Here is a 24,567-nt window from a genome sequence, read left to right on the forward strand (position 1 = left end):
TGCCAGCTTGAGATGACTGCTGAGACCGACCACGACCTCACACGCGAGCCCGTTGCGGCGCACGAGCCGTCGCCGCGCTCGGGCAGCATTGCGCTGGTGCTGCTGGTGGCCGCCGGCCTCGTCGCCGTTGCCGTGGGGTTGATGACGCTCGGGCGCGCGCAGGCCCAGCCCTATATCCTCGGCATCCTCGCCGTGCTGGCCATGGTCGGCCTGTTCAACCTGTTCGCCTTCGCCGCCGGCATCATCCGCTTCGTCGACCGCAATCTCGACGATCCCGTGATGGGGCGCATCGCCGACCACGCCTTCGACGGCCTCGCCGTGACCGACCCGCGCGGCCATGTGGTCTATTCCAATGCGGCCTATCTGACGCTGACCGGCGCCGCCGGGCCACAGGACGTGCGCCCCGTGGAACGCGTTTTCATCGGCAACCCCGACGTCTCCGAAGCGGTGTTCCGCCTGTTGAAAGCCGCGCGCGAAGGCAAGCGGCAGCAGGAAGAGGTGCGCATCTCCGGCCATGACGGCAGCCAGGGCCGCTGGCTGCGCATGCGGGTGCGGCCCCTCGGCACCGGCAAGCGCGAGACGAGATACGCGGTGTGGTCGATCGCCGACATCACCCGCGACCGCGAGCGCCAGGAGGACGTGTTCCAGGAACTCCAGCACGCGATCGAATATCTCGATCACGCGCCGTGCGGTTTCTTCTCGGTCAATCCGGCCGGCGAACTCGCTTACGTCAACGCGACGCTGGCGAATTGGCTCGACTACGACCTCGCCGAGATCGGCTCGGGCGGGCTGAAGCTCACCGACATCGTCTCCGGCGATGGTGCTTCGCTGCTCACCGCGATCGTGGCGGTGCCGGGCGAGGTCAAGACGGAAGTCTTTGATATCGACCTGCGCATGCGCACCGGCAAGACTATGCCGGTGCGGCTCTATCACAAGCTCGCCTTCGGCGCCGACGGCGCGCCGGGGCCGTCGCGCACGCTGGTGATCAGCCGTGCTCGCGACGAGCGCAGCGATCCGGACCGCGCCGCCGAAGTGCGCTTCATGCGCTTCTTCGACCATACCCCGATGGCGATCGCGACGGTCGACCGCGGCGGCAATGTCGTGCGCGCCAATGCGCGCTACGCCAAGCTCGGGCAGGCGCTGGGGCTCGACAGCGCCAGCAAGTCGATCTTCCGCGCGGTCAATTCGCGCGACCGGCATCTCTTGATCGCGGCTATCAACCAGGCCGCGGAGGGCCAGGCCGACGTCGCGCCGGTCGAAGTGGCGCTCGAAGGAACCAGAGAGCGCTGGGGCCAGTTCTTCGTCACGCCGGTGGACGCGGCCGAGAACGACGCGGAAGCCGCCATCGTGCACATGCTCGAGACCACCGAGCGGCGCGCGCTGGAGAACCAGATCAACCAGTCGCAGAAGATGGAGACTGTCGGCCAGCTCGCCGGCGGCATCGCCCACGACTTCAACAACGTGCTCTCCGCCATCATGATGGCGAACGACTTCCTGCTGAACGCGCACAAGCCGACCGACCCGTCGTTCCAGGACATCATGCAGATCAAGCAGAATGCGACGCGGGCCGCCACGCTGGTGCGGCAATTGCTGGCGTTCTCGCGCCGGCAGACGCTGCGGCCGCAGGTGCTCGACCTCGGCGATGCGCTCTCCGATCTCGCTATGCTGCTGCGCCGCCTGATCGGCGAGAAGGTCAAGCACGAGACCATCCACGGCCGCGATCTCTGGCCGGTTAAGGTCGACGTCTCCCAGTTCGAGCAGGTCATCGTCAACCTCGCGGTCAACGCGCGCGACGCCATGCCCGACGGCGGCAAGCTGATCATCCGCACCGCCAACGTCACCACCGAAGAAGCGGCCAGGCTGGCCTACAAAGGCATGCCGGCAGCGGACTACGTGCGGATCGAGGTCGCCGACACCGGTACCGGCATCCCCGCCGATATCCGCGACAAGATCTTCGAGCCGTTCTTCTCGACCAAGGAAGTCGGCAAGGGCACCGGCCTCGGGCTCTCCACCGTCTACGGCATCGTCAAGCAGACCGGTGGCTTCATTTACGTGGACTCCGAGCCGGGGCAGGGCACCTCGTTCCAGATCTTCCTGCCGCGCCATCATGCCGAGGCGGAGGTGCAGGTCGAGCAGCCGGCGCCGGTCGTGGGCGCCAGCAATGGTGCCGCGAAGGACGCCGGGTCCGCGGCGGACGCCAAGCCCCGCACCGATCTCACCGGACAAGGCACCATCCTCCTGGTCGAGGACGAGGAGGGTCTGCGCGCGCTCAACGCACGCGGCCTGCGCTCGCGCGGCTACACCGTGGTCGAGGCCGAGAACGGCGTCGAGGCGCTGGAGGTGCTGGAAGAGCAGAGCGGCGGAATCGATCTCGTCGTGTCCGACGTCGTGATGCCGGAGATGGACGGCCCGACGCTGCTCAAGGCGATGCGCGAGAAGAACCCCGACATCAAGTTCATCTTCGTCTCCGGCTACGCGGAAGACGCATTCGAGAAGAGCCTGCCCGAAGGTCAGCAGTTCGACTTCCTGCCCAAGCCGTTCACGCTGAGCCAGCTCGTGGCGGCCGTGAAGGAGACGATGGCGAAGGCGGGGTGAGGGCCTCAACGCAATGACGACGGAAAAGCGGAATTCCCGTCGCAAAAGCCACCGGTAACCCGCGACCGCGGCGCCTTCGCATACCCGGCCAAGCTGCCGCCAAAGATGGGCTTTTGCCACATCCCCGCGACTGAGGGCCGCAGTCACACGTTCCGATAGTGGCTTCCTTTTTACGGAAGGCTGCCCATCTTAGGGGCACGTCCCCATGCCGGGGATCTGGGACACCAACATGAATTTCTCGCAACGCTCCCGCAGTCTCTTCAAGACGATTGCCGTCGTGCTGGCGCTTGCGCTGCCGACTGCGCTGGCGATCTCGTCCGCCGACGCGCGCGTCGGTGGCGGCATGTCGTCGGGTTCGCGCGGTTCGCGCACCTATTCGGCCCCGCCGTCAACCACGACCGCGCCAGGCTCGACCTCGCAGTTCAACCGCACCTACACCCAGCCGGGTGCAGGCATGAATTCGGCCGCAGCTGCGCCCGCGCGCGGCGGCCTGTTCGGCCGGGCCGGCGGCTTCATGGGCGGCCTTGCGGCCGGCTTCCTCGGCGCGGGCCTGCTCGGCATGCTGTTCGGCGGTGGCCTGTTCGGCGGCCTCGGTGGCCTGTCGTCGATCATCGGCCTGATCATCCAGATCGTACTCGTGGTGGTCGTGGTTCGGCTGGCGATGTCCTGGTGGCAGCGCCGCCACACCCCGCAGGCGGCCTATGCCAATGCTGACGCCAGTGCCGGTCCCGGACCGCAGGCGAACAACCGTAGTGGTCTTGGTGGTGGTCTTGGCGGCGGCTTCGGCTTCGGCGCCAACAACAACGCGCCGCTCGAGATCAAGCCGGACGACTATGAGGCGTTCGAGCGCCTGCTCGGCGACGTCCAGTCCGCCTGGTCCAACGAGGACGTGGCCAAGCTGCACACGCTCGCGACGCCGGAAATGGTCTCTTATTTCGAGCAGGACCTCGGCCAGAACCGCGCACGCAACGTCGTCAACAAGGTCAGCGACGTGAAGCTGTTGCAGGGCGACCTCGCGGAATCCTGGCGCGAAGGCGAGACCGATTACGCGACGGTGGCGCTGCGCTTCGCGCTGACTGACAAGACGCTCGACCGCAATACCGGCGCAATTGTCGCCGGCAGCGAGCAGCCGGGCGAGGCCACCGAAGTCTGGACCTTTGCCCGACGTCCGGGCGGCGCCTGGGAACTGTCGGCGATCCAGCAGACCAACTGACCACAGACGACATGAGAACAAGGCGTCGTGCTTCTTGCACGGCGCCTTTTTCTTTGGGCGCCTCGCATCGCGGCATCGGAATAAGCGGGCCTGCGTCGGGTTGAAATCTGGCGGCCAACGACACCACAAATGGAGGACAGGATGATCCGCATTGAGAGATCCGTGACGATTTTAGGCCTCGCGCTCGCCGCGGCCTTGCTTGCGGCGCCATCGGCGCAGGCGCAGTCGGCCGACATGACGTTCTTCGTGACTTCCAACGGTCCTGGCAAAGGCGCCGATCTCGGCGGCCTGGAGGGCGCCGATGCGCAGTGCCAGAAGCTAGCCCAGGCCGGCGGCGCCGGCAGTAAGACCTGGCGCGCTTATCTCTCCACGCAGGCCGCCGACGGCAAGCCGGCCGTCAACGCGCGTGACCGCATCGGCAAGGGACCGTGGCAGAACGCCAAGGGCGCTATGATCGCCAAGGACGTTGCCGACCTGCACGGGCCGGCCAACAACCTCACCAAGCAGACCGCGCTCAGCGAGAAAGGCGAGGTCATCAACGGCCGCAGCGACACGCCGAACCGGCACGACATCCTGACGGGATCGCAAGCCGACGGCAGCGCATTTCCCGCGGGTGACGACAAGACCTGCAAGAACTGGACGTCGAGCACGCAAGGCGCGGCGGTCGTCGGCCACGCCGATCGTCAAGGCCTGCGCGATGACGAGCCGTCGAAATCGTGGAACAGCTCGCATCCCTCGCGCGGTCCCGACGGCGGCTGCTCGCAAGCCGATCTGAAGAGCACCGGCGGCGACGGCTTGCTCTATTGCTTCGCGTCGAATTGAGACGCGGAACTCGCTCCGCCGTCTTGGAGTTCGTGGTTGCGTGCTACACTCGCCACCACGCAATCACGGACCCCTTCTATGAAATACGAACTCTATTATTGGCCCGAGATCCAGGGCCGCGGTGAATATGTGCGGCTGGCGCTGGAGGAGGCGGGCGCGGCCTACGTCGACGTGGCGCGTGGCCCACGCGGCATAGCTGCGATGATGAAGATGATGGACGCGCACAAGGGCACGCCGCCCTTTGCGCCGCCGTTCCTCAAAGCCGGCAAGCTCGTCATCGGTCAGACCGCGAACATCCTGCTCTATCTCGGCGCCCGCCACGCCCTTGCCCCGAAGTCGGAGGCCGGTCAACTCTGGGTGCATCAGCTACAGCTGACCATCACCGATTTTGTGGTCGAGATTCACGACACCCATCATCCGCTCGGGCCCTCGCTCTACTACGAAGATCAGAAGCCGCCGGCGAAGAAGCGCACGGCCGACTTCTGGGGCGAGCGCGTGCCGAAATATCTCGGCTATTTCGATCAGCTCCTTGAGGACAATGGCGGCGCCTATGTCACCGGCCGCAGGCTGACCTATGTCGATCTCTCGCTGTTCCAGCTCGTCGCAGGGCTGCGCTATGCGTTTCCGAAGCGGATGAAGGCATTCGAGACAGATATCCCGGGGCTTGTTGGGCTGCACGACCGCGTCGCGGCGCGGCCGAACATCAAGGCCTATCTCGAAAACGAGCGCCGTATCCCCTTCAACGAGCAGGGCATCTTCCGCCGCTACCGCGAGTTGGATGGCTAGCCGGTCCGGCGGGAAGTGCCCAGCAGAGTGATGCGCGCGCTCACCACACGCCAGGCAGCAGGCGATAGCGCACGTGCGTCACATAGTCGGCATAGCCCGGCAGGCCCTCGCGCAGCGTGCGCTCCTCGATGCGAATGCGGCCCGCAAACAAGACGAGGAATAGCGGCACCATCAGAAGTCCCCACCATGAGCCCAGAAGCAGCGGCACGCCGGCGAAGAACAGGATCATGCCGCTGTACATGGGATGGCGCACATGGGCATAAGGCCCCGTCGAGATCACGTGCTGCGCGCGCTCGGCTTGCAGCTTCACCACGGGCGCCGCGAACGAGTTCTCGCGGAACACCCAGAGGATGAACAGCGTCGAGAGCAGGAACAGGGCGAGGCCGAGCACCTGCAGCGCCATCGGCATGTCGGAGGACCGCGTACGCCGGTCGAGCCCCATCGCCGCCAGCCAGACCAGCATCGCGACGACGAAGATGGTCATGAACACCTTGTCGGCAGCGGGCTGGTCCTTTTGCAGGACCGGCCGCAGACGTTCGGCGAGCAGTGCGGGGTCGACCCGGTAAAGCCACCAGCCGCAAAGCGGGCCGAGCAGGGCGGAGGTCGCGAGGAACACCCAGGCCGACGGCCAATGCAAGGTGCCGGCGGACGCGAACAGCAGCGCGCCCATGGCGGCGGTGGTGATCGTGCTCTGCAACAGGAGTCTTGCGATCATGCAGGTCTCAGGGTAGCCGCGCACGATATTGGTCCCGCTATCCGGCGAAGTTGCGGCCGGACACGCGAAAAGCCCGATCGACCGGATCGGGCATTTCATCTCGACGCGGCTGATCAGGCGAGCTGATCGATCCGAGTACCCTGACCCGGCGGCAGCGGCGCAGGCGGCGGCGGCTTATAGGTCGGGTCGTTGTCCTTGGTCTTGGTCTGATCGTCCTGCTGCTTGGTCGTGTCGTAGCTCGGCACCACGATCGCGATCGGCGGCGGCGAAACGGTAGAAACGCTCATCCACAAATCCTCACATATGGAACAATTGACCCTGCGCCGCGAGACGCAAAATTTCCTTCAAGCCAATCGTTAAAATGCGAGGGATCCGGTGCGGTGGAGAGGCCGCTTTCGTGCCGCCACACGCGCTGTTTCCGCGAGAGGACAGACCTCTCCTCGTCATTGCGAGCGCAGCGAAGCAATCCAGTCTGTCTCCGCGGAGGGATTCTGGATTGCTTCGCTACGCTCGCAATGACGGTCTGTAGTGGGCGGTGTGCTGTCAGGCGCACACCGCGCGGGGACCGCCTATTCGTCCTTGCCGCGCGTGATCGCGATGGACGCATCCGTCTTGGTGCGGGCGCATTCCATGTTGAGACGCCGGTAACGCATGCTGATCTTGTCGCCGCGCAAGAGCCCCATCCGCTTCAGGCAGCGTGTCGCGCCCGTCGTCGTATCGTCCTTGGTCACGGTGAAGACGATCGCGGCCATCGACCCCACCAGCGCAAAGAACTCCGGCTTGGGCTTGCGATCGCCCTTGGCATAGAGCTCGATCGAATATTTGTCGCCACGGCAAGCCACGGACAATTCCTTGGCCGCCGGATGAGTCAGGTAGACGACGTTGGCGGCGCGGAAATTCACCTTGAGGCGATCGACCTGGTTCGCCAGCTCCTTGGCGCTGTCATCGCAGCGGTCCGCGCGGGCGGGCGAGGCGATGGTCACAAGGCCGGTGATGGCGGCGGCGACCAGGATCGCGCCGCGGACGTGCAAGTTCAATGTCATGATGAAAAGCCCCTTAGCGGGCGCATTCAACCGTCGTCCCGCGCGTAGCGCAAGGGGTGCACCCAGGGTCTTCACCGGCATCATGAGAGCATGGTGTCCGCCGACAGCCGCCGAAAATAGGTCGCCGTGCCGTCGAATCGGGATGCCCCGACCGCACCAGAGCGCCTTCCCTTTGCGGCAAAAAAGCTTAGAACGCTTCTATGAAAGGGGCCCATGCGAGGGCTCCAAAACCCCGAGATTCCCGCCCATGAACGCTCCCACCACTTTCCCCGACCCCGCAAAGCCCGTTCCGCCCTACAAGCACACGCCGCTGTTTCCGCTGGGTAAGGACGAGACCCCCTACAAGAAGATCACGGCCGAGGGCGTGCGGGTCGAGAAGGTCCTGGGGAAAGACATGCTGGTGGTGTCGCGTGAGGCGCTGCGGGCATTGTCGGAAGCGGCCTTTGGCGACATCAACCACTATCTGCGGCCGGGTCATCTGAAGCAGCTCCGCGCGATCCTGGAGGATAGCGAGGCGAGCCCGAACGACAAGTTCGTCGCGCTGGACTTCCTCAAGAACGCCAACATCGCCGCCGGCGGCGTGCTGCCGATGTGCCAGGACACCGGCACCGCGATCATCATGGGCAAGAAGGGCTGCAACGTCATCACCGATGGTGACGACGAGGCGGCACTGTCGGAAGGCGCGCGCGATGCTTACCTGCGCCGCAATCTGCGCTACTCGCAGGTCGCGCCGCTGTCGATGTACGAGGAGAAGAACACCGCCAACAACATGCCGGCGCAGTGCGAGATCTACGCCGAGGGCGATGACGCCTACAAGTTTATGTTCATGGCGAAGGGCGGCGGCTCCGCCAACAAGAGCTTCCTCTTCCAGGCGACGCCCTCGGTGCTGACCAAGGACCGGCTGCTCGCCTTCCTGAAGGAGAAGGTGTTGACGCTGGGCACCGCGGCGTGCCCGCCCTATCACCTCGCGATCGTCATCGGCGGCACCTCGGCCGAGCTCTGCATGAAGACGGTGAAGCTGGCGTCGGCTCGCTATCTCGACGCGCTGCCGACCCACGGCTCGCCCGACGGCAACGCGTTTCGCGATCTCGAGATGGAGCAGGAAATTCTGAAGATGACGCAGTCGCTCGGCGTCGGCGCGCAGTTCGGCGGCAAATATTTCTGCCACGACGTCCGCGTGATCCGCATGCCGCGTCATGGCGCCTCGCTCCCGATCGGGCTCGGCGTGTCCTGCTCGGCCGATCGCCAGGTGCTCGGCAAGATCACCAGGGAGGGCGTCTATCTCGAGGAGCTCGAGCACAACCCGGCGCAGTATCTGCCTGAGGTCGAGCAGTCGCTCGGCGGCGAGGTCGTCAAGATCGACCTCAACCAGCCGATGAAGGATATCCTTGCCACGTTCTCGAAGTGCCCGACCAAGACGCGGGTATCGATGACCGGCACCATGATCGTCGCGCGCGATTCCGCGCATGCCAAGCTGCGCGAGCGGCTCGACAAGGGCGAGCCGCTGCCGGACTATTTCAAGAACCATCCGGTCTATTACGCGGGCCCGGCCAAGACGCCCGAGGGCTATGCCTCCGGTGCGTTCGGCCCGACCACTGCGGGCCGTATGGATTCCTTTGTCGATCAGTTCCAGGCCGCCGGCGGCTCGATGGTGATGGTCGCCAAGGGCAACCGCGCGCCAGCCGTGCGTGAGGCCTGCAAGAAATATGGCGGCTTCTATCTCGGCTCGGTCGGCGGCGCCGCGGCGAATCTTGCCGAGCACTGCATCAAGAAAGTCGAGGTGCTCGAATATCCCGAGCTCGGCATGGAAGCGATTTGGCGCATCGAGGTCGTCGACTTCCCGGCGTTCATCATCATCGACGACAAGGGCAATGACTTCTTCAAGGAGTTGAATCTCGGCTAGCCAGGTCCTGGCGTCCTTCCGCCGGTTCTTGGACCGGCGGAGGATTTACGCAGCCTGCGCTCAGCGCTTTATGCTGAACGATACAGCGCCGCCATTTTCCGCGCTGTCGAACATGACGAGGGCGCGAATGCTGGCTGAGTCTTCCTCGAGGGGAAGTAGAATCTCCGCTTTGGCGTCCGCTGTGACGGTGCTGAGGTCGAGCGTTGCCAACGGCTTTGCCGTCTTGCTGCTGCCGTCCCACAACCAAATTGTATAGGAAACCTTTTCATTCCGCGTCGGGCCTGCGAGAATCAAGATGCCGTCGTTCACCGCGGCAAGGTCCCGGATCCCGGTATTTTCCCCGAGTTCTAACGGGATCGAGTCCGGCTTGAGGTCGTCGGCCTTTGTGAACAGTGCTCCCGCATCGACGCTGAGCACATAGGCTTGCTTGTCGAGCGACGGTCCTCGCAGCCCGAAGTACATGCGTCCGTTCCTGACCGCGATCCCTTCGATATTAACGCCGCCCTCCGCAAGAGGCTTGTTGAATTTCGCTTTTACATATTTGTCGTTTTCAATAACCTCGCGCATCCGCGGGCTCGCCTCCACGCCATCGACCTTCTTAGCGTTGGGTTCGGTCTTGGGAATACCGGTTTGCGGATCCACGGCGATCCGAAACACGACGTAGCTCGACAGGTTCTCCTTGTCTTTCTTGCGGCTGCGGCCGTGCGAGCCGGTCACATAGAAGAAACCCTTTTCGTAGGCGACGCCTTCGGCATCGGGATCCTTGTCTTCATCGGAAAGCCGGATGAGCTTCCGTGGAACGAGGACGTTTCCTTCGATCGAGAAGAACTGCGCGTATTTCTTCTCATCATTGGCAATCAGGCACGACGTGAATTTTGGTGTCGTCGGCACGCACGCCGCGCCGCTCAGATTCATGCGCGGCTGATCCTCGAAGTTGTCGTCCTTGTCTTCCTTCTCAAAGATCGAGGCAGGCTTCCAGGCAGTCGCCTCCGGCGAAATCTTCGGCGGCAACGGTTCGCCGCGGCCGGCCGACGCCGTAGCTGCCAGCACAATGCAAACGAAGGCGGCGGTCAGTGATCGATGAAATGAAAGCGTGTCGTTGTGCGGCATTTTTCCCTTCCGCGTGCAATGCTTAACTACAACCCTGAATTGTTAAGGCAAGGGCGGCGATGTCGCGGAGCGGGATTTTCTCGTCAGCTACAATTCGTGACCTGGTTAGAGCACAGCCCGCGCCACCAGCCGCGGACGCCGTCCTGGCTCTCGACCAAGCCCCAGAGGCCGCTGCAGGCAAAGATGTGCTTCGGTCCGCCGTCGGTGTCGATCGCGCCGCCGAGCTCGCGCTGGGCGGGCGTCCATTTCGCATCGACGAAGGGTGCTTGGAACAGGCCGCCCATGCGTGTCGCGCCATTGGCGTAGGACGCGCCGACCTTGTTGGAGGCGACCCAGCCGCGTCCGGCATAGGGCTTTGGCGCGCTGCGCGGATATTTCTTGTCGTCCTCGTAGTCCTTGCCCGGCGGCTTGGCGCCTTCGATCAGAAACCAGCCGTTCTTGAAGCCGATGATGCGGAATTCGGTAAGCCAGCCGCCATCCGGCGTGTTCTCGCTGCCGCCGAGCTTGAGCCGGTAGGGCGGCGGAAGCGTGCCGAGCACACGCGCCTTGATCGATGGTTCGGCACGCACGTTGAGGCCATCAGGATCCTTGTCGACGGACCATGCGCCGAAATCGCAGGGCTCGGCACCGTCCGGAAGCGTTGAGCGCTTCGCGGCGAGATCGGCATGCAGCTTTGCGAAGTCGGTGTCGTCGGTGTCAGGATCGGGCCCGCTACGCGGTTTCAATGCGACCGAGACTGCGCGCGTCGCATCCGGCGTCAGCGCGACCACGAGAGCCTGGCGCGTGGCGAACACGCTTGCAGGTGACTTCGGATCGTTCGACGAGATCGGATAGACGGCGAGGTAGCCCGTTGCCCCTTCGGTTCGATAGGCCGTGCCGGCGACATAGCCTGCCGGTAGCATGGCGAGCGCGCTTGCCCGCCACGCCGGTTCGGCGTCGTCCGCGCTAGCCGCTTGTGTCGCGACACACAGGATCGTCGCCGCGATGAGACCGAGCGCGCGCACCGTTGCCGCGCGGCTTAGGCGCGCGTGCCGGTGAACGGGAAGCTGCCCATCGGGCCGATGCCCATCTCACCGCTCATGCTGTCGCCGGAGACGGTTCCGATGAATTCGAGCGTCAAGGGCATCGGATTGGTGATCGAGACCTTCCAGTTGACGGCATCGCCGCTGACGGTGCCATCGAAAATCTCGGCTGTATCGCCTTCCGCGCCCTGCGTCCCCGTGAGCGTGCCGCCGGCAGCCGTCAGGCTCAGCGTCGCCTTGCGCTCGCCCATGGGGGTCGTCAGGGTCAGAGTCCAGTTGCCGTCGACGGCCATTCGCGTCTCCCAAGATCCCGGCGGACCGCGACGATCCGCGGGCCAGTCCCGGCCGAGCGTATAGCGCAACTCGCCGCTCGCGCCTAACGCTCCGTTGGAGGCATTTAGGCGCGGGCGGCGGCGCGTCGTCGGCTGGTGACGATGAGGCGAAGCACGACGTATTGCACGGCGAAGGCGAGGATCTTGGCGCCGCCCGCGACCACCGTGATGTAGAACGCCCACAGCTTCAGATCGCCTGTGGAGGCGACGGCGATCATGCCGGCGCCGATTACGAACATCAGCGCGGCCCAGGCATAACCTGCAGCCGTCACATATTCCGGAACGGTCTCGACGACGATCGGCGGCATGTAGCGCAGCATCCAGCCCCGCTTGAGCATGATGGCGCCGATCGCGAAATGCGCGATCGAGGGCTTTGCGAGCATGAAGCGGGGATCGTTGGTCAGCAGCGTGACCGTGCCGAGCACGACGACGAGCGCGACGCTCGCATAGGTCATGTAATTGAGCTGCTGCCCCTTGACGCGCGAGTAGATCACCTGCGCGATCGCTCCGGCAATCGCCACCGACGTTGCCAGGACGACGTTGTCGGTGATGATATAGATGACCAGGAAGACGATGGCAGAGAAGAGGTCGGAGGCGAGGCGGGCGAATACGTCCTTCATCGTCGATCCTGTTCAGCGGGAGTTGGACATTGGGCTGGCCGGCGCACCGTACTTGATCTGCCGATATTCGGGATACCATTTTGTGAAATAGATCGCGCTGTTGCGGGCGGCGAAGGCGACCGCAAGGCTCGACCAGAGCGGCAGGCCGGGGACATAGAGCAGCACGAGATTGGCGGCCGCCATCAGCAGCGCAGCCGCGGTCCAAGCGCCCGTGATGACGTAATTGGCATAGAGAAAGCCGGGCATTGCCGCGGTCTCGGCCGGCACGGATTCGACCGCGTATTGCAGCGTGAAGGGACGCCGGACCAGCATCGAGCCGAGCGAGATGACGAAGATGCCGATGTCGACCAACAGCTTGACACCGAGCGTGCCAAGCGCCGGGTCGAACAGCGCGAGGTGGAGGCCGATTGCGGCGAATAGCAGCGCCGAGCCCATAGCCAGGATCTTCAGCGAGCGACCGCGCACGACATCGATCGCCACGGTGGCCAGACAGGTTGCCGAGGCTACGAATACGCTGATCGTGGCAGACGTCATCAGCATCAGGAAAGTGAAGGCGCCGTAGGGCGCGAGGATCAGGAAAATCGCCATGGTTCGCCTCGGTCAGGCCTTATCTTTACGGTGTAAAGATCAATATGTCAGGAGCGAGGCGGGGTCAAGTCAAATCTTTACAGTGTCAAAATGACGTAAGCGACTTCCAAAAATTGGATTGCTGCAACGGCTTGGTCGGCCATCTCATCAATGAAGCCGGCCCAGGACAGGTGCGGCAGCACAGGTAACCCAAGGGCGATCGAGAGGACGAAGGCGAGCAAGATACCGCCGTTGAAGATGGTTTGGCCGCTCCGCCGCGGCCGGATCATCGGGAGCGTGATCCCGGCGCAGATCAGGAACAGGATCAGGACAGCGAGGCGGTCTGCGGTGATCGAGGGCATATGCATGAGAGACCTTTTGGTGACATCAGCGATGTCGAGAGGAGAGCTACCGCGCGCCGACCCAACTGCCGTGAAAACCGTCGGGCACGCGATGGCCGAGCTGCACCAGCGCGACGGGGCCGGCCTCGACATCCTTGGCATTGAACACGGCGAGGTCGCTGCGGTTTTCCCGCGCGCGCCAGACCACCGCCAGCAGCCAGCCGTCGCCTTCCGCCGCATCTTTCGACCGCTCGACGAAGACCGGCTCGGAGATGGTGTCGCCGGCCGGCAGCAGATAATGGCCGAGGCGCGTTCCATTGCCATCGACATGGACGACGCCGGACAGCGCGCCGAACATCGGCAGCTTCGGATTGGCGCAGGCGTACCAGCCGTGACGGCTCTTCAATCCGGCGCGGCGGTCGTCGATGCGCGGGAATTCGCCGGTGAGATCGTCGAGATAGGTCTGCTGGAAGCGGTCGGTCTTCCCGGCAAGATCGAAGGTCCAGCGGCAGTGGCGAGCGAAGGATTTCTCGGGATTGGTGGGCGTGCCGTCGGGATGCGTAAATAGTGGTGCTTCCTCGAACTGCATGACGTCCGCGATGATGCGGTCACCGTCCTCCCAAGCATTCATGACGTGGAAGACGTAGCAGGCTTCAGCACGAAACCAGACGATCTCCTTCGCGCTGCCCTTGCGCTTGATCACGCCGACATAGGCGCCCTTGTCCGGCTCCCAGGCATAGGGCGGCCGGCCGCTGATCGCGCGCTCCATGCTGCCGGTGACGGGCAGGATCGGAAACAGCACGTGGTTCTCGGTGACGATGAAGTCGTGCACCATGCTGGCATAGGGCGCCTCGAAACGTTCGAAGCGCGTCGCCTTGCCGGACGCGTCGATCGAGCCGTAGGAGAGGGCAGGCGTCAGCGGACCCGCGGCGTTGTAGCCGAAGAACACCAGCTCGCCGGTGACGGGATCGATCTTCGGGTGCGCGGTGAAGCTGCCGGCGACACGGCCCTGATAATTGTGATAGCCGCGGGTTGCGAGCGTGCCCGGATCGATCTCAGTCGGCAGATGGGCTTCTTCCAGCGCAAGCAGCTTGCCGGCATGGAAGATGATGTTGGTGTTGGCGACGCCGCCGTCGGTGAGGTCTTGCGGCGCATCCGGCAGCTTGCGGCCGAAGCCCCCGAACAACGCGCGGCCGGCATCGTGCTCGGCCAGCCATTTCGGCGTACGGACCCAGCGATTGCGATGGCTGGCGCGGCCGTTCTCGAGGTGAAAGGCGTGCAGCATGCCGTCGCCGACGAACCAGTGCGCGCCGGGCGAGTCGAACTGCGGATTGGGGCCGTTGCGATAGAGCGTGCCGTTCAGTTCGCGCGGCAATTCACCGATGATTTTCAGGAAGGGCGCGTCGGCCTCAAACGGAATCGGACCGAGGTTGTGGCGGCGTTCGGCAACGGCGTCCTGCTGCACGGCGTATCCCTTCCTTATCTTTACATCGTAAAGATCAAATAGCCGTACGAGGGTTTTGGTCAAGTGAAATCTTTACACTGTCAATATTGCGTCCTATAGCTGGCCCATGGGCAAGAGTGAGATCAGGACAGAAACCGCGCGCGGTGGGCGCATTTCGAAGAAGGCGAGCGCGCCGGCGCGTTCCGCGCGACGACCGGCGAGCGTCAAGTCCGAGGCGCCCTATCACCACGGCGCGCTGCGCGAGGCGCTGCTCCAGGCCGCCGAACGGGTGCTGGAGCGTGACGGGCTCGCCGGCCTGACATTGCGCGCGGTGGCGCGCGAGGCGGGCGTCTCGCATGCCGCGCCCACCCATCATTTCGGTGACCTCACCGGGCTTCTCAGCGAGCTCGCGGCGGTCGGCTTCCGCCAGTTCAATGCGGCGATGGCGTCGTCCTCTGACACCGCCACCACCCCGCTTGAGCACGCGCTGGCGCGGCCGAAAGCCTATGTTGCCTATGCCCAGGCTCATCCCGGCATGTACGGCATCATGTTCCGCACCGAGCGCCTCGACTATTCCAGGCCGTCGCTGCACGAGGCCGCCGAGGCGTCCTTTGCGGGACTCGCCAATGCCGTCGGCATGATGCGGCAGGAGCAGATCCGCGGCGACGCGCTGACGCTCAATCAGGGCGCTGCGATCGCGCGCGCCTGGTCGATGGTGCACGGTTTTACGATGCTGCTGCTCGATGGACGGCTGGAGGATATTCTGGGGCGTCTGCCCGAGGGCACGACTCCCGAACGCCTGCTCGAGGCCATGCTGATGTCGCCCGTGACGGGGAAGCCGCCGGGCCCCTGATCGATTGCCGGCGAGCGCCTAGCGCATCGTCGCGAGCTCGACCGCGCGGCCGCGTGCGCCTATGATCTTCACCTCGTCCTTGCCGCAGGTAAAGCTGCGGGCGAACTCGTCCGCGGCCTTGCGCGCGAGCTCATTGGCGTTCGGGTTGGCGATCGCGTCGACATAGGCGACGTGGCAGACGGGGCCGGGTGGCAGCCGGGTCACGATGAGCATGGCCTTGGTGTTCGGCCGCCCCTGCTTGTCGGGATCGGTGCCATCGGCGATGTGCCAGCGCTGGATCATCGCGAACGGCTTGGCCCCAGCGGTGCGCCATTCGACGGTGGTTTCGGACGAGCTGAACGGAGCGAACCAGACTTTAGCCGCCGGTTCCTCGGCCGCGGCCTCGCGATTGCGGCCGACGGAGACGATTTCGCGAAGATCGTCTTCGGCGATCAGGACCACGAGGCCATCCTTGCCCTTGCAGACCCGCGTGGTGCTGCCGTCGAGCTCGCTGGGCTTTCCGATCTGGCGGCAATCCTTCGGGGCCGTCGAGGTATATTGGCTGCCCACGGATCGGGCGTCGGCTCGGTCGAGACCACTGCACATCAGCAACATGGCCAAGAGCAATAAGGCCAAGCCTGCGGTGGTGATGCGGAACATGACGACGCCTTTGATCGAGTGGGAACTCCGTACCATCAGACGTCTTGATTGTGGGCAAGGTTCAAACGGGGTCAACAGACACCTGACAGCGGCGCGGAATCGTTCTAGAAGAGCGGCTTCGCTTGGGCTCTTTCAGCCTCGTTCGCGTCCTCGTTTTTCGTGATCATGCCAGCCACCTCGTCCAACAAACCTTATCGCGTCGGCCGCTCGAAAACCGGGCTCGGCCTCTTCGCCACCAAGCCGATCAAGAAGGGCACCCGGATCATCCGTTATTACGGACCGATCCTGGACTCCCGGATTCCCGAGCACGACGACATCGAGAACAAATACCTGTTCGAGCTCAACGGTCGCTGGACCATTGACGGCTCCGTGCGCAAGAACCTCGCGCGCTACATCAACCATTCGTGCAGGCCCAACGCCGAATCCGACGTGCGGCCGCGCGAGCGCAAGGTTTTCATCCGCGCCATCAAGAACATCGAGCCGGGCGACGAGATCAATTACGACTACGGCACCGATTATTTCAAAGCCTACCTGAAGCCGATCGGCTGCAAGTGCGAATCTTGCGAGAAGAAGCGCAAGAAGCTGCGCGCCGAGGCGCGGGCCGAACGCGCCAAGGTGAAGGCGCGCGCGGAGCGCAAAGCCGAGAAGGCGAGCGTGAAGTCCGCCAAAAAGAAGAAGCTTAATGGTCATGCCGTCGGCAAGGCGAAGGGCCGCGCGCGGGCCTAGCCTGAGTTCGAGCTTCTGGCATAACTGTCATGCCCCGCGAAAGCGGGGCATTCAGTACGCCGCAGCTCCGTATGCGACGACTACCTCTGGAATACTGGGTCGCCCGGTCCAGCCGGGCAACGACAGCGAGTGATGTGGCCTCAGGCAGCCAGCACACTCCCGCTCCTGCGCAATCCCACATATTGCAGTTCGGCAAACACGCCGGTCGCGATCGCCTGCGCCACGACCATGAGCTCGCCGGCAAGGTTCGGCGACACCGCGCCCGAGAGCAGCAGCGCAATGCTGCCGACGGTCCAGGCCGCGTTGCCGACCACGACCAGCAGCACGAGCGGCTTTGCCACGGAGGCGCGTGAGGCGAGCCAGCCGACCAGCGCCGTGTAGGCGATCAGGAACAGGCCGGTCTCGCGCAGCAGCGCTTCGGGTAGGTTGAACAGCGAGGCGAACGCGCTGGCGCCGAACGTGAAACCGAGAGCGGCCACGCCGCTGAAGATCGCGTCGGCAAGAAGCGCGCGGCGAAGGAAGGTGGATGCGTCGATCATCGTGGGTCTCCATGGTTGGGGTGGGCTCGAGGTGAAACTCAGTGCAATCCACGCCACCAGGCGCGGAGCAGGCGGGCGAGGCGGAACGGGCAGAGGCTCCTGCCGACGCTGTGCTCGAAGGCCGTGACCTGCGCGACGACGTAGTCGCCGGTCGAATGCACCAGCGGCTCCGGCATGTTGAGGCTGCGCGCCAGCATCCGGGTTGCGAGCGCCATGGCCCAGGGAACTAGCTGGTCTGTGACGGTCCGGTAGAGCAGCAATGCGATCATGGTCGTCTCCTGTTGCGACCCAAGATGCGCCGGCCCGAGCACCAATTCGATTACCTCCGACGTAATGGAAGGGCCGAAATCTGCGTGCTAGGTTTTCGACCATGAACGCACATGCATCCACCGCACAGGCCGAACGCAGCCAGCCGGTCCATATCGGCGACCATTTGCGCGAATGGCGGCAGCGCCGCCGCATGAGCCAGCTCGATCTCGCCGGTGAGGCCGAAATCTCGGCGCGGCATTTGAGCTTCGTCGAGACCGGCCGCGCCGCGCCCTCGCGCGACATGGTGCTCAGACTCGCCGAACGTCTCGACGTGCCACTGCGCGAACGCAACGTGCTGCTGGTCGCCGCCGGCTATGCCCCGGCCTTTCCGCAACGCACGCTGGAGGATCCCGCCTTGAAATCAGCCCGCCAGGCGATCGACCTCGTCCTCAGGGCGCATGAGCCGAATCCGGCGCTGGCCTATGACCGGCACTGGAATCTGGTCTCCGCCAACCGCATGCTGGCGCCGCTGCTCGCCGGCATCCCGCAGCGGCTGCTCGGTCAGCCCTTCAACGTGCTGAGGCTTGCCTTCCATCCCGAGGCGCTGGCGCCGCGCACGGTCAATCTCGCGGAATGGTGCGGACATCTCCTGGAGCGGCTGCACCGGCAATGCGAGGCCACGGCCGATCCCGAGCTGATCAAGCTGTATAACGACTTGAAGAGTTATCCGATCCCGGCGCGCGCGGCGCCGCTGTCGAGCGACAATGTCGCGATCCCCTTCAAGCTGCGCCACGAGGGGGAGATACTAAGTTTCTTCTCCACCACCATGGTATTCGGTACGCCCGTCGACATCACGCTGTCGGAGCTGGCTCTGGAAACCTTCTTCCCGGCCGACGAGCGCACTGCCGAGCGGCTGAAGCAGATGGCGGCTGGCTTGCAGTAGTGCCGTTTACAGGAGCCGGTGGCGCTCGCATAATCCCCGGATGACACGCTCGTCCCGGCCATTACGGTCGGCCAATCCGGTCGGCGACCTTTTGCGCCGCTGGCGCATGCGCCGTGCATTGAGCCAGGCGGAGCTGGCGTTCGAGGCCGGCATTTCGATCAAGCATCTGAGCTATGTCGAGACCGGCAAGTCGGCGGCAAGCCGGGAGATCCTCCTGCAGCTCGCGACCGCCCTCGGTTTGTCGCTGCGTGATCGCAATGCGCTGCTGGAGGCCGGGGGGTTTCGCGCGACTATACGGCGAGCGCGATCTTTCAGCGCCGGAGCTTGCCGACGCGCGGCGCGCGATCGATCTTCTGCTCCGGCGGCACGAACCGTTTCCCGCGATCGTGACCGATCGGCGCTGGAACGTGATGGAGGCCAACTGCGCCGCGTCGCGGCTGATGACGATGCTGCTTGGGCAAGAACGCATGCAGCGGCCGCTCAATCACATGCGCATGTTCCTCGCGCCGGACGAGCTCAAGCCGTTCGTCGAGAATTGGCCCATCGTCGCGACCGCGTTGTTGTCGCGTGCGCGGCACGAAGCGATGGCTGCACCGCTCGACGAGGCCCTGCAATCGACGTGGCGCGAATTGACGCGGCTGCCGGAGCTTCCCGCACTCAGGATCGAGGACAACGTCGCGCCGGGGCCGCTCTGCGAAGTGCGCTTACGAAAGGGCGACGCCCGCATCGGTCTGATCGGTGCGGTGCTGACGCTCGGGACCCCGCAAGACGTGACGCTTCAGGAGCTTCGCGTTGAAATGTTCATGCCGGCGGATGCCGTGTCCGAGGCCACTCTGATCGCGCTTGCGGCTCAGGAGGCCTGAGCTCGCTCGGCGTCGCGGCGCTCAAAGCTCATGGCTTGCATCACCTCCGCAAACGGACCTTTGAGATCGCTCAGTGTCGCCATGGTCAGGCCCGCGCCGTTGGTGCCGACGCGCGTGGCGGCGCGGATCAGGATCCATTCGCTCTCCGGCGGTCGGAAGAAGTAGAGGCTGATCTCGGGATTGATAAAGGTCCAGTTGCGCATGTCGACGATCTGCGCAACGCCGCTCGAAAAGTCCGCGGCCTGCACCGCTTGGAGCAGTGGTGTGTTCGGTTCGCCCTCGACCAGGGGTGCATCAAGTCGCATCCAGGCGGCGGCCGGGCCGGGCTTCTCCAGCGCGCCCTCGATCAGCCGCACCGACACGTTCTGGAAATACCGGCTCCATTTCTGCGCGAAGGCCGCCGGTGCTGCGCCTGTCTCAGGCGTCTTGTCGATAGTCGCGGGCCTGGCGAAGGGATCGACGGGCGATTCTCCGCTCGGCGCCGTCAAGAGCGCCGTGCAACGGCCGATCTCGGTCTCTCCGTCCATCAGCCGCACCTGGGCGGTCTTGGCCTTGCGGCCGTCGCGCAACAATTCGGTGGTGGTCTGGAAGACGCGCAGGCCCGCCGGTCGCCACAGGTCGAAGGTCAGGCGCCGCACCGCGAAGCCGGATTCGGTGGCGAGACGGTCGATGTCGCGGGTCATCAGGGCGGTGGTGGCGCTTCCCTGCAACATGTCAGGCGACCACGGGCCGCCGGCATGCTCCGTAGCCCGGAACTGCTGGCCTTCCGGCTTGAAAATAGCGGTCATCGCGGTTTCCCCTCGTGCTTGATCGTGGCCGCGAGTATCGGGTCGGGTGAGGCCTGTCACAATAACCGCAGAGGTGAAGTCGTGAGCCATGCAGGACCGGTGCCTTGCGCCGCCTCCGGTTCGGTTTATCTTCCGACGAACCCGTACCGTCCGAAGGAGACGTCCGACATGAGCACGTTGAAACCGCTTCAGATCGACGTCGTTTCCGACGTGGTGTGCCCCTGGTGCTATATCGGCAAGCACCGGATCGAGAGTGCGCTGACGCTGGTGCCAGATGTTCCGGTCAAGCTCAATTTCCGTCCCTTCTTCCTCAATCCCTGGGTGCCGTCCGAGGGCATCAGCCGGGAGGAGTATCTCACCAAGAAGTTCGGCTCGGTCGAGGCCTACAAGGGCATTGCGGGACGCGTCGTTGCGGCGGCGGGCGAAGAGGGGCTCGTCTATCGGCCCGAGCTTGTCGCGCGTCAGCCCAACACCACCGACTGCCACCGCCTGATCCTCTGGGCCGAGGCGATCGGCAAGGCGCCCGAGATGAAGCAGCGCCTGATGGAGCTCTACTTCCGCGACGGCGGCGACCTCACCGATTTGAACGTGCTTGTGCAGGCGGCTGCCGATGTCGGCCTCGATGCCGACGACGTGCGCCGGCGCCTCGCCACCGACGAGGACGTCGCGCGCGTATCGGCGGACGCGCAGGAAGCCGCCGAGAAAGGCATCTCCGGCGTGCCGACCTACGTGTTCGCGCAAAAATACGCCGTCTCCGGCGCGCAGGATCCCAACATGCTCGCGCGCGCCATCCGCGAGGTCTCGGCGGAGATCAACGCCCAGGCGGCGGAGTAGGAGCCATCCTATTTACGAAGCAGGCGAACTGCGCGACGCGCCGCCGCGTAGGCGATGCCGTGCGCCGCGAGCGCTCCGTGAACCAGCGCCACGATGGGGTCGTTCCGCCGCAACGGTATCAGCACGTCGCCGACGGCGAAGCGCCCGCGCCAGATCGGATTGATCATGGGGTGATCGGCGCTCGCCGTGGAATCCGCGCTGGCGATGGCTGGATCGGCGCAGAGGCGGCGGGTGAGCTCGAGCGTGAGCTGCACGCCCGGCGAATATCTTGCAAAGCGCTCGTCGATGCCGAGCTTGAAGAAGAAAGCGCGATCCTGGTGGCGCAGCACGATGCCGGCGGCCACCGGCGTCGCGCCGGCGCGAAGGGTGACGATCTCGCATTGCCCGGTTTCTGCCAGCGCGGAAACGGCGCGGCGGATGAAGGTTGCATCGCCGGCATGCTGGACCAGCGCGGTTCCGCGCTTCCCCTTCCAGCCGCTGGCTTCGAGCTGCAAAAATGTCTCGAGCGCCGGCCCGATCTCGTCGGGGCTGCGCGCGACGTCGAACACGATTGCGCCGTGTTCTTCGAGGCGATGCCGTTGGCGGCGTAGCTCCTTGAGCTTTTTGGTGCCGAGCGCGTCGCGTAGCAGCGTCTCACCGTCCTGGGTCGCGTCGAGGCTGGCGCGGATGTAGGAGTTGAGGAGGCGCGGCTTCAGGCCGTCGCGATTCAGAACCTGGCTGAGGGCGGTCATTGCCGCCCCATCGAGCGCGACATCGTTCAGCACGAGCGCATGCGCCCCGGTTGCGCGGGCCTGCTGCAACAGGCGCGCCGCTGCCTCGATCGGGGCATCGCGGTCGATCAGCGGGCTGCACAGCGTACCATAGGGATGCGCGCTCACCAGCGCGGGCAGGGGGATCTTCCATGCCCGCCAGAGCGAGATCACCGGCATCAGCCCGATCAGCCGCGATCCATCGTATGCGGAAAGCGCCGAGGCATCGGTGCGGCCGCGCGCGGTTGCACTGACAGCGAGCTCCCAGCCCGGCAGGTAATATCCGTTCGGCTCGATCGCGCGCTGCGCGAGTGTGCGCCACTGGCCGGGTTCAATCGCCGTGAGCGGGACGCGCGCGCGCGCCGTTGCGGCATGCTTTGCCGATGCCGGATTGATCGCAGCCTGGTGCGCGATATCGACCACGTCCCGTCGTCTCCGTTCAGGAGGCCATGCTTAGCGCAAAGATTGGAAAATACAGTTGGGACACCGTCTCAATTCGAGTGGTAATATTAACGTTTCGTTGAGCATCCGGCCGCGAGCCGGCCGGATGCGCCGATGGATACGCCAGAATTGCTCTCGACCCGGAGGATCATCATGGTCGCCACATCTTTTACGCCGATTGCGTCGCTCCTTGGCGGCGCGTTGATCGGCCTGTCCGCCGTGCTGCTGATGTGGACGACGGGACGGATCGCCGGGGTCAGCGGTATCGCGGCGCGGCTGTTTCCGCCTTACGAGGATCGGCAATTCGCCGGCCGGCTCGCCTTCGTCGCGGGCCTTATCGTCGCGCCCGTTCTGGTGCGCCTTGTCACGGGAGGCCTGCCGGCGCAAACGATCGGCGCCGGAACGCCGCTTCTGATCGTCGCGGGATTGCTCACCGGCTTCGGCGCGGTGTGGGGCAGCGGCTGCACCTCGGGCCACGGCGTCTGTGGCTTGTCGCGGTTGTCGGCGCGATCGCTGGTCGCGACCATGACCTTCATGGCGGCCGGCATGGCGACCGTATTCGTGATGCGGCACTGGAGCTGACCGCGATGACAATCCTCATTCAATTCGGGATCGGTGTGGTCTTTGGGCTTGGCCTCATCGTCTCAGGTATGTCGAACCCGGCAAAGGTCCTGAATTTCCTGGACGTTGGCGGCATCCCGGCAGGAACGTGGGACGCAAGCCTCGCATTCGTGATGGCTGGCGCGGTCGCGGTGACCTTCATCGGCTTCAGCCGCGTCCTGAAATTGGCGCGGCCTGTCTTCGCCGATCGCTTCTATGTCCCAACGCGAAAAGACATCGATCCGAGGATTATCGCCGGTCCCGCCATCTTCGGTATCGGCTGGGGCCTTGTAGGCTTTTGCCCAGGCCCGGCGTTGACCGCGCTCGGATTTGGCTCGGCCTCCGCCTTCATCTTCGTCGCCGCGATGTGTGCCGGCATGGTGCTCGCCCGCTTCATCGCGCAGCTCTCGTCGGCAACGCGTATTGTCACGCCGGGAAAACCGCTCGAGATCTGACATGGACAGGACCGGGCGAGTTATCTCGTCCGGTCCTGCATTTCATGGCTTCATCGACTACCAGCGATCGCCGACACCAACGCCAACACTGACGCCGGGTGCGCGGATGCCGACGCCGCTGCGCGGACCATCGTCCCAGTCGCGATAGGTGCGGCGCTCATAGTAGCGGTCACGCGGCATCGTCGCGTAGGAGTCGCGCACGATCACACGCGAGCCGCCGCGGGTGCGATAGCAATTGCCGGAATCGTCGCAGACCAGCCGCACTTGTTGGACGAGATCGGGGCTGGTGTATTCGCTGGTCGTATAGACGTCGGCGGCCTTCGCGCCGCTCACCGCTGCCAAGGCTCCGACGCCAGCCAGCAACGCAATCGTGAATGTCCTCATCATGTCCTCCTCGAAACTGCCCTCGGCGGTAACAAGAAGGGGAGGCCATGATCGTTCCGGCAAAATTACAGGTTTTTCCCGGAACCGGATCGGACGTCGGCTTGATCCGTTTCCTAGATCGGCTCGTAGCTTTCCGATCCGCAGATGTCGTCCGCTTCGGCGCGGCGGCGATCGACCACCTTTCCGCCTGATATGGTCACGATGTAGGTCTGTGGCCCGAGCGGCGATCCGGTCGCCGAGGTGAGCTGCGCGCGGACGCAAGCTGTCCAGCCCGGTCCTCGTACCTCACGATGGGGTGTGGCGACATGCACCTCACGCGGATAGGACGTGCTGAGGAAGACGACTTCGATCTGCTCGCGCACGACGCGTTTGACGTCGGGGGGCGATTCGGGCGGCGGCTGCTCGGCCTCCTTCATGCGCATGAACTCGGGCACCGGTGCGCGGCTGTCGGCAAACCCGCAGGCCCCGAGCGCGAGCGCGCTGCCCAGCAGCGCGGCATGAGCAATAATCCGTAACATCCGTGAAGGTCCCCTGCGGGCCAAAACATAGGCACGAATGCGATCCGACGAAGACCCGGCCGATCAAAATTTGCTGAAGCCAGAATTCCTTGGAGCCAGGATTCTTGGAGCCAAGATTTCCTGAAGCCAAGATTTACTGAAGCCAAGATTTCCTGAAGCCCTGGAGCCCGCGGCATTGGCTATTCCATAATTGCCGGCTAGTTTGTACCCCAGACGAGGGGGATTGCGCCCATGAGGATTTTGGTCATAGCGGCCGCCGTGCTTGCGCTGGCGGTTGCCTCCGCGCAGGCGCAGATGGGCGGTGGCAGGCGTCAGCCTAACGAGGGCGGCCAGAAGGCGGACAACAAGCCCAAGGTCGACGAGAAGGCCTACAAGGCCGCACTCGAGCGCATTCCCGAGTCCAAGGAGAAGTACGATCCGTGGAGCGGGGCGCGTCCGCCTGAACCTGGCAAGAAGCCGAAATAGGTGAGGCG

The 24,567-nt window shown here is 64.7% G+C and carries 30 protein-coding genes and 1 pseudogene; 14 read left to right on the forward strand and 17 right to left on the reverse strand.

Features of this window, described 5'->3' with window-relative positions:
• Nucleotides 1-12: 12 nt before the first annotated feature.
• The 4 genes from cckA (at nucleotide 13) to IVA93_RS13120 (ending at nucleotide 5,416) form a co-directional block, all read left to right on the forward strand.
• Nucleotides 13-2,595, forward strand: a complete 2,583-nt coding sequence (cckA, locus tag IVA93_RS13105; RefSeq protein ID WP_085358951.1) for a cell cycle histidine kinase CckA — start codon at nucleotides 13-15, stop codon at nucleotides 2,593-2,595.
• Between the two features lie 205 nt (nucleotides 2,596-2,800).
• Complete coding sequence (locus IVA93_RS13110) at nucleotides 2,801-3,808, forward strand: Tim44 domain-containing protein (RefSeq protein WP_247789821.1); 1,008 nt, start codon at nucleotides 2,801-2,803, stop codon at nucleotides 3,806-3,808.
• 141 nt (nucleotides 3,809-3,949) lie between these two features.
• Nucleotides 3,950-4,630 carry a lectin gene (locus IVA93_RS13115; protein ID WP_247337289.1) on the forward strand — a complete coding sequence of 227 codons (681 nt, stop codon included), beginning with the start codon at nucleotides 3,950-3,952 and terminating at the stop codon, nucleotides 4,628-4,630.
• 78 nt (nucleotides 4,631-4,708) lie between these two features.
• Nucleotides 4,709-5,416 carry a glutathione S-transferase gene (locus tag IVA93_RS13120; RefSeq protein ID WP_018456408.1) on the forward strand — a complete coding sequence of 236 codons (708 nt, stop codon included), beginning with the start codon at nucleotides 4,709-4,711 and terminating at the stop codon, nucleotides 5,414-5,416.
• A gap of 40 nt (nucleotides 5,417-5,456) precedes the next feature.
• Here IVA93_RS13120 and IVA93_RS13125 read toward each other — a convergent pair whose 3' ends face one another.
• The 3 genes from IVA93_RS13125 to IVA93_RS13135 form a co-directional block, all read right to left on the reverse strand.
• Nucleotides 5,457-6,131: a methyltransferase family protein gene (locus IVA93_RS13125; RefSeq protein ID WP_247486166.1), complete on the reverse strand. Its 675-nt coding sequence runs from the start codon at nucleotides 6,129-6,131 to the stop codon at nucleotides 5,457-5,459.
• Between the two features lie 113 nt (nucleotides 6,132-6,244).
• Entirely contained in the window at nucleotides 6,245-6,418 is a 174-nt protein-coding gene (locus tag IVA93_RS13130) for a hypothetical protein (RefSeq protein WP_018456406.1), read from the reverse strand.
• Between the two features lie 282 nt (nucleotides 6,419-6,700).
• Nucleotides 6,701-7,174, reverse strand: coding sequence for a hypothetical protein (locus tag IVA93_RS13135; RefSeq protein ID WP_026233168.1), 474 nt, complete (start codon nucleotides 7,172-7,174; stop codon nucleotides 6,701-6,703).
• Between the two features lie 247 nt (nucleotides 7,175-7,421).
• Between IVA93_RS13135 and IVA93_RS13140 the strand changes: the two genes are divergently transcribed.
• On the forward strand, nucleotides 7,422-9,077 hold the full coding sequence (locus tag IVA93_RS13140; RefSeq protein WP_247789822.1) for a fumarate hydratase: 1,656 nt from the start codon (nucleotides 7,422-7,424) through the stop codon (nucleotides 9,075-9,077).
• A gap of 60 nt (nucleotides 9,078-9,137) precedes the next feature.
• Here IVA93_RS13140 and IVA93_RS13145 read toward each other — a convergent pair whose 3' ends face one another.
• The 7 genes from IVA93_RS13145 to IVA93_RS13175 form a co-directional block, all read right to left on the reverse strand.
• A complete protein-coding gene (locus IVA93_RS13145; RefSeq protein ID WP_247337295.1) occupies nucleotides 9,138-10,187 on the reverse strand; it encodes a DUF3616 domain-containing protein in 1,050 nt (349 codons plus the stop codon).
• Between the two features lie 83 nt (nucleotides 10,188-10,270).
• On the reverse strand, nucleotides 10,271-11,191 hold the full coding sequence (locus IVA93_RS13150; protein WP_247337297.1) for an SH3 domain-containing protein: 921 nt from the start codon (nucleotides 11,189-11,191) through the stop codon (nucleotides 10,271-10,273).
• Nucleotides 11,192-11,205: 14 nt separating this feature from the next.
• Complete coding sequence (locus tag IVA93_RS13155) at nucleotides 11,206-11,502, reverse strand: hypothetical protein (RefSeq protein WP_007602176.1); 297 nt, start codon at nucleotides 11,500-11,502, stop codon at nucleotides 11,206-11,208.
• Nucleotides 11,503-11,606: 104 nt separating this feature from the next.
• Nucleotides 11,607-12,161, reverse strand: a complete 555-nt coding sequence (locus IVA93_RS13160; protein ID WP_247337299.1) for an inner membrane-spanning protein YciB — start codon at nucleotides 12,159-12,161, stop codon at nucleotides 11,607-11,609.
• Nucleotides 12,162-12,173: 12 nt separating this feature from the next.
• Nucleotides 12,174-12,749 carry a hypothetical protein gene (locus IVA93_RS13165; protein ID WP_085384318.1) on the reverse strand — a complete coding sequence of 192 codons (576 nt, stop codon included), beginning with the start codon at nucleotides 12,747-12,749 and terminating at the stop codon, nucleotides 12,174-12,176.
• A gap of 77 nt (nucleotides 12,750-12,826) precedes the next feature.
• Nucleotides 12,827-13,096 (reverse strand): hypothetical protein, encoded by a 270-nt coding sequence (locus IVA93_RS13170; protein ID WP_247789823.1) that lies wholly within the window; start codon nucleotides 13,094-13,096, stop codon nucleotides 12,827-12,829.
• A gap of 40 nt (nucleotides 13,097-13,136) precedes the next feature.
• Nucleotides 13,137-14,534, reverse strand: coding sequence for a carotenoid oxygenase family protein (locus IVA93_RS13175; RefSeq protein WP_247337301.1), 1,398 nt, complete (start codon nucleotides 14,532-14,534; stop codon nucleotides 13,137-13,139).
• 106 nt (nucleotides 14,535-14,640) lie between these two features.
• On the opposite strand from IVA93_RS13175, the gene IVA93_RS13180 reads away from it, so the two are divergent.
• Nucleotides 14,641-15,366 (forward strand): TetR/AcrR family transcriptional regulator, encoded by a 726-nt coding sequence (locus IVA93_RS13180; protein WP_085349392.1) that lies wholly within the window; start codon nucleotides 14,641-14,643, stop codon nucleotides 15,364-15,366.
• Between the two features lie 18 nt (nucleotides 15,367-15,384).
• On the opposite strand, the gene IVA93_RS13185 is transcribed toward IVA93_RS13180, so the two are convergent.
• A complete protein-coding gene (locus tag IVA93_RS13185) occupies nucleotides 15,385-16,005 on the reverse strand; it encodes a hypothetical protein (protein ID WP_018456398.1) in 621 nt (206 codons plus the stop codon).
• 165 nt (nucleotides 16,006-16,170) lie between these two features.
• Here IVA93_RS13185 and IVA93_RS13190 point away from each other — a divergent pair, with 165 nt between their 5' ends.
• On the forward strand, nucleotides 16,171-16,731 hold the full coding sequence (locus IVA93_RS13190; RefSeq protein ID WP_085358931.1) for an SET domain-containing protein: 561 nt from the start codon (nucleotides 16,171-16,173) through the stop codon (nucleotides 16,729-16,731).
• 140 nt (nucleotides 16,732-16,871) lie between these two features.
• Here the strand turns inward: IVA93_RS13190 and IVA93_RS13195 are convergent, their stop codons facing one another.
• Together IVA93_RS13195 and IVA93_RS13200 are read right to left on the reverse strand one after the other, a co-directional pair.
• On the reverse strand, nucleotides 16,872-17,270 hold the full coding sequence (locus IVA93_RS13195; protein ID WP_018456396.1) for a hypothetical protein: 399 nt from the start codon (nucleotides 17,268-17,270) through the stop codon (nucleotides 16,872-16,874).
• A gap of 38 nt (nucleotides 17,271-17,308) precedes the next feature.
• Nucleotides 17,309-17,539: a hypothetical protein gene (locus tag IVA93_RS13200; protein ID WP_026233166.1), complete on the reverse strand. Its 231-nt coding sequence runs from the start codon at nucleotides 17,537-17,539 to the stop codon at nucleotides 17,309-17,311.
• A 101-nt stretch (nucleotides 17,540-17,640) separates the two neighbouring features.
• Here IVA93_RS13200 and IVA93_RS13205 point away from each other — a divergent pair, with 101 nt between their 5' ends.
• The 3 genes and pseudogenes from IVA93_RS13205 (at nucleotide 17,641) to IVA93_RS13215 (ending at nucleotide 19,325) form a co-directional block, all read left to right on the forward strand.
• Nucleotides 17,641-18,462 (forward strand): helix-turn-helix domain-containing protein, encoded by an 822-nt coding sequence (locus IVA93_RS13205; RefSeq protein ID WP_204511671.1) that lies wholly within the window; start codon nucleotides 17,641-17,643, stop codon nucleotides 18,460-18,462.
• 106 nt (nucleotides 18,463-18,568) lie between these two features.
• Nucleotides 18,569-18,667, forward strand: a pseudogene (locus IVA93_RS13210) (helix-turn-helix domain-containing protein); the annotation flags it as partial.
• A gap of 52 nt (nucleotides 18,668-18,719) precedes the next feature.
• Nucleotides 18,720-19,325, forward strand: a complete 606-nt coding sequence (locus IVA93_RS13215) for an MmyB family transcriptional regulator (RefSeq protein WP_247486164.1) — start codon at nucleotides 18,720-18,722, stop codon at nucleotides 19,323-19,325.
• Here the strand turns inward: IVA93_RS13215 and IVA93_RS13220 are convergent.
• Nucleotides 19,313-20,113, reverse strand: coding sequence for a thioesterase family protein (locus IVA93_RS13220; RefSeq protein WP_085396044.1), 801 nt, complete (start codon nucleotides 20,111-20,113; stop codon nucleotides 19,313-19,315). The genes IVA93_RS13215 and IVA93_RS13220 overlap by 13 nt on opposite strands.
• A gap of 168 nt (nucleotides 20,114-20,281) precedes the next feature.
• On the opposite strand from IVA93_RS13220, the gene IVA93_RS13225 reads away from it, so the two are divergent.
• The gene (locus IVA93_RS13225; protein ID WP_247337305.1) at nucleotides 20,282-20,947 is read left to right on the forward strand and encodes a DsbA family oxidoreductase; all 666 of its coding nucleotides are present in this window, start codon (nucleotides 20,282-20,284) and stop codon (nucleotides 20,945-20,947) included.
• 8 nt (nucleotides 20,948-20,955) lie between these two features.
• Here the strand turns inward: IVA93_RS13225 and IVA93_RS13230 are convergent, their stop codons facing one another.
• Nucleotides 20,956-22,119: a GNAT family N-acetyltransferase gene (locus tag IVA93_RS13230; protein WP_247409387.1), complete on the reverse strand. Its 1,164-nt coding sequence runs from the start codon at nucleotides 22,117-22,119 to the stop codon at nucleotides 20,956-20,958.
• Between the two features lie 171 nt (nucleotides 22,120-22,290).
• Here IVA93_RS13230 and IVA93_RS13235 point away from each other — a divergent pair, with 171 nt between their 5' ends.
• Both IVA93_RS13235 and IVA93_RS13240 read left to right on the forward strand, forming a co-directional pair.
• The gene (locus IVA93_RS13235) at nucleotides 22,291-22,719 is read left to right on the forward strand and encodes a YeeE/YedE family protein (protein WP_085349429.1); all 429 of its coding nucleotides are present in this window, start codon (nucleotides 22,291-22,293) and stop codon (nucleotides 22,717-22,719) included.
• 5 nt (nucleotides 22,720-22,724) lie between these two features.
• Nucleotides 22,725-23,192 carry a DUF6691 family protein gene (locus IVA93_RS13240; protein WP_085349385.1) on the forward strand — a complete coding sequence of 156 codons (468 nt, stop codon included), beginning with the start codon at nucleotides 22,725-22,727 and terminating at the stop codon, nucleotides 23,190-23,192.
• A 57-nt stretch (nucleotides 23,193-23,249) separates the two neighbouring features.
• Here the strand turns inward: IVA93_RS13240 and IVA93_RS13245 are convergent, their stop codons facing one another.
• Both IVA93_RS13245 and IVA93_RS13250 read right to left on the reverse strand, forming a co-directional pair.
• Nucleotides 23,250-23,579: a hypothetical protein gene (locus IVA93_RS13245; protein ID WP_204511667.1), complete on the reverse strand. Its 330-nt coding sequence runs from the start codon at nucleotides 23,577-23,579 to the stop codon at nucleotides 23,250-23,252.
• Nucleotides 23,580-23,689: 110 nt separating this feature from the next.
• On the reverse strand, nucleotides 23,690-24,094 hold the full coding sequence (locus IVA93_RS13250) for a hypothetical protein (RefSeq protein WP_085349384.1): 405 nt from the start codon (nucleotides 24,092-24,094) through the stop codon (nucleotides 23,690-23,692).
• A gap of 231 nt (nucleotides 24,095-24,325) precedes the next feature.
• On the opposite strand from IVA93_RS13250, the gene IVA93_RS13255 reads away from it, so the two are divergent.
• On the forward strand, nucleotides 24,326-24,559 hold the full coding sequence (locus IVA93_RS13255; protein WP_018456385.1) for a hypothetical protein: 234 nt from the start codon (nucleotides 24,326-24,328) through the stop codon (nucleotides 24,557-24,559).
• The last annotated feature ends 8 nt before the right edge of the window (nucleotides 24,560-24,567 follow it).

Source organism: Bradyrhizobium sp. 155, assembly GCF_023101105.1.
GTDB lineage: Bacteria > Pseudomonadota > Alphaproteobacteria > Rhizobiales > Xanthobacteraceae > Bradyrhizobium > Bradyrhizobium canariense_D.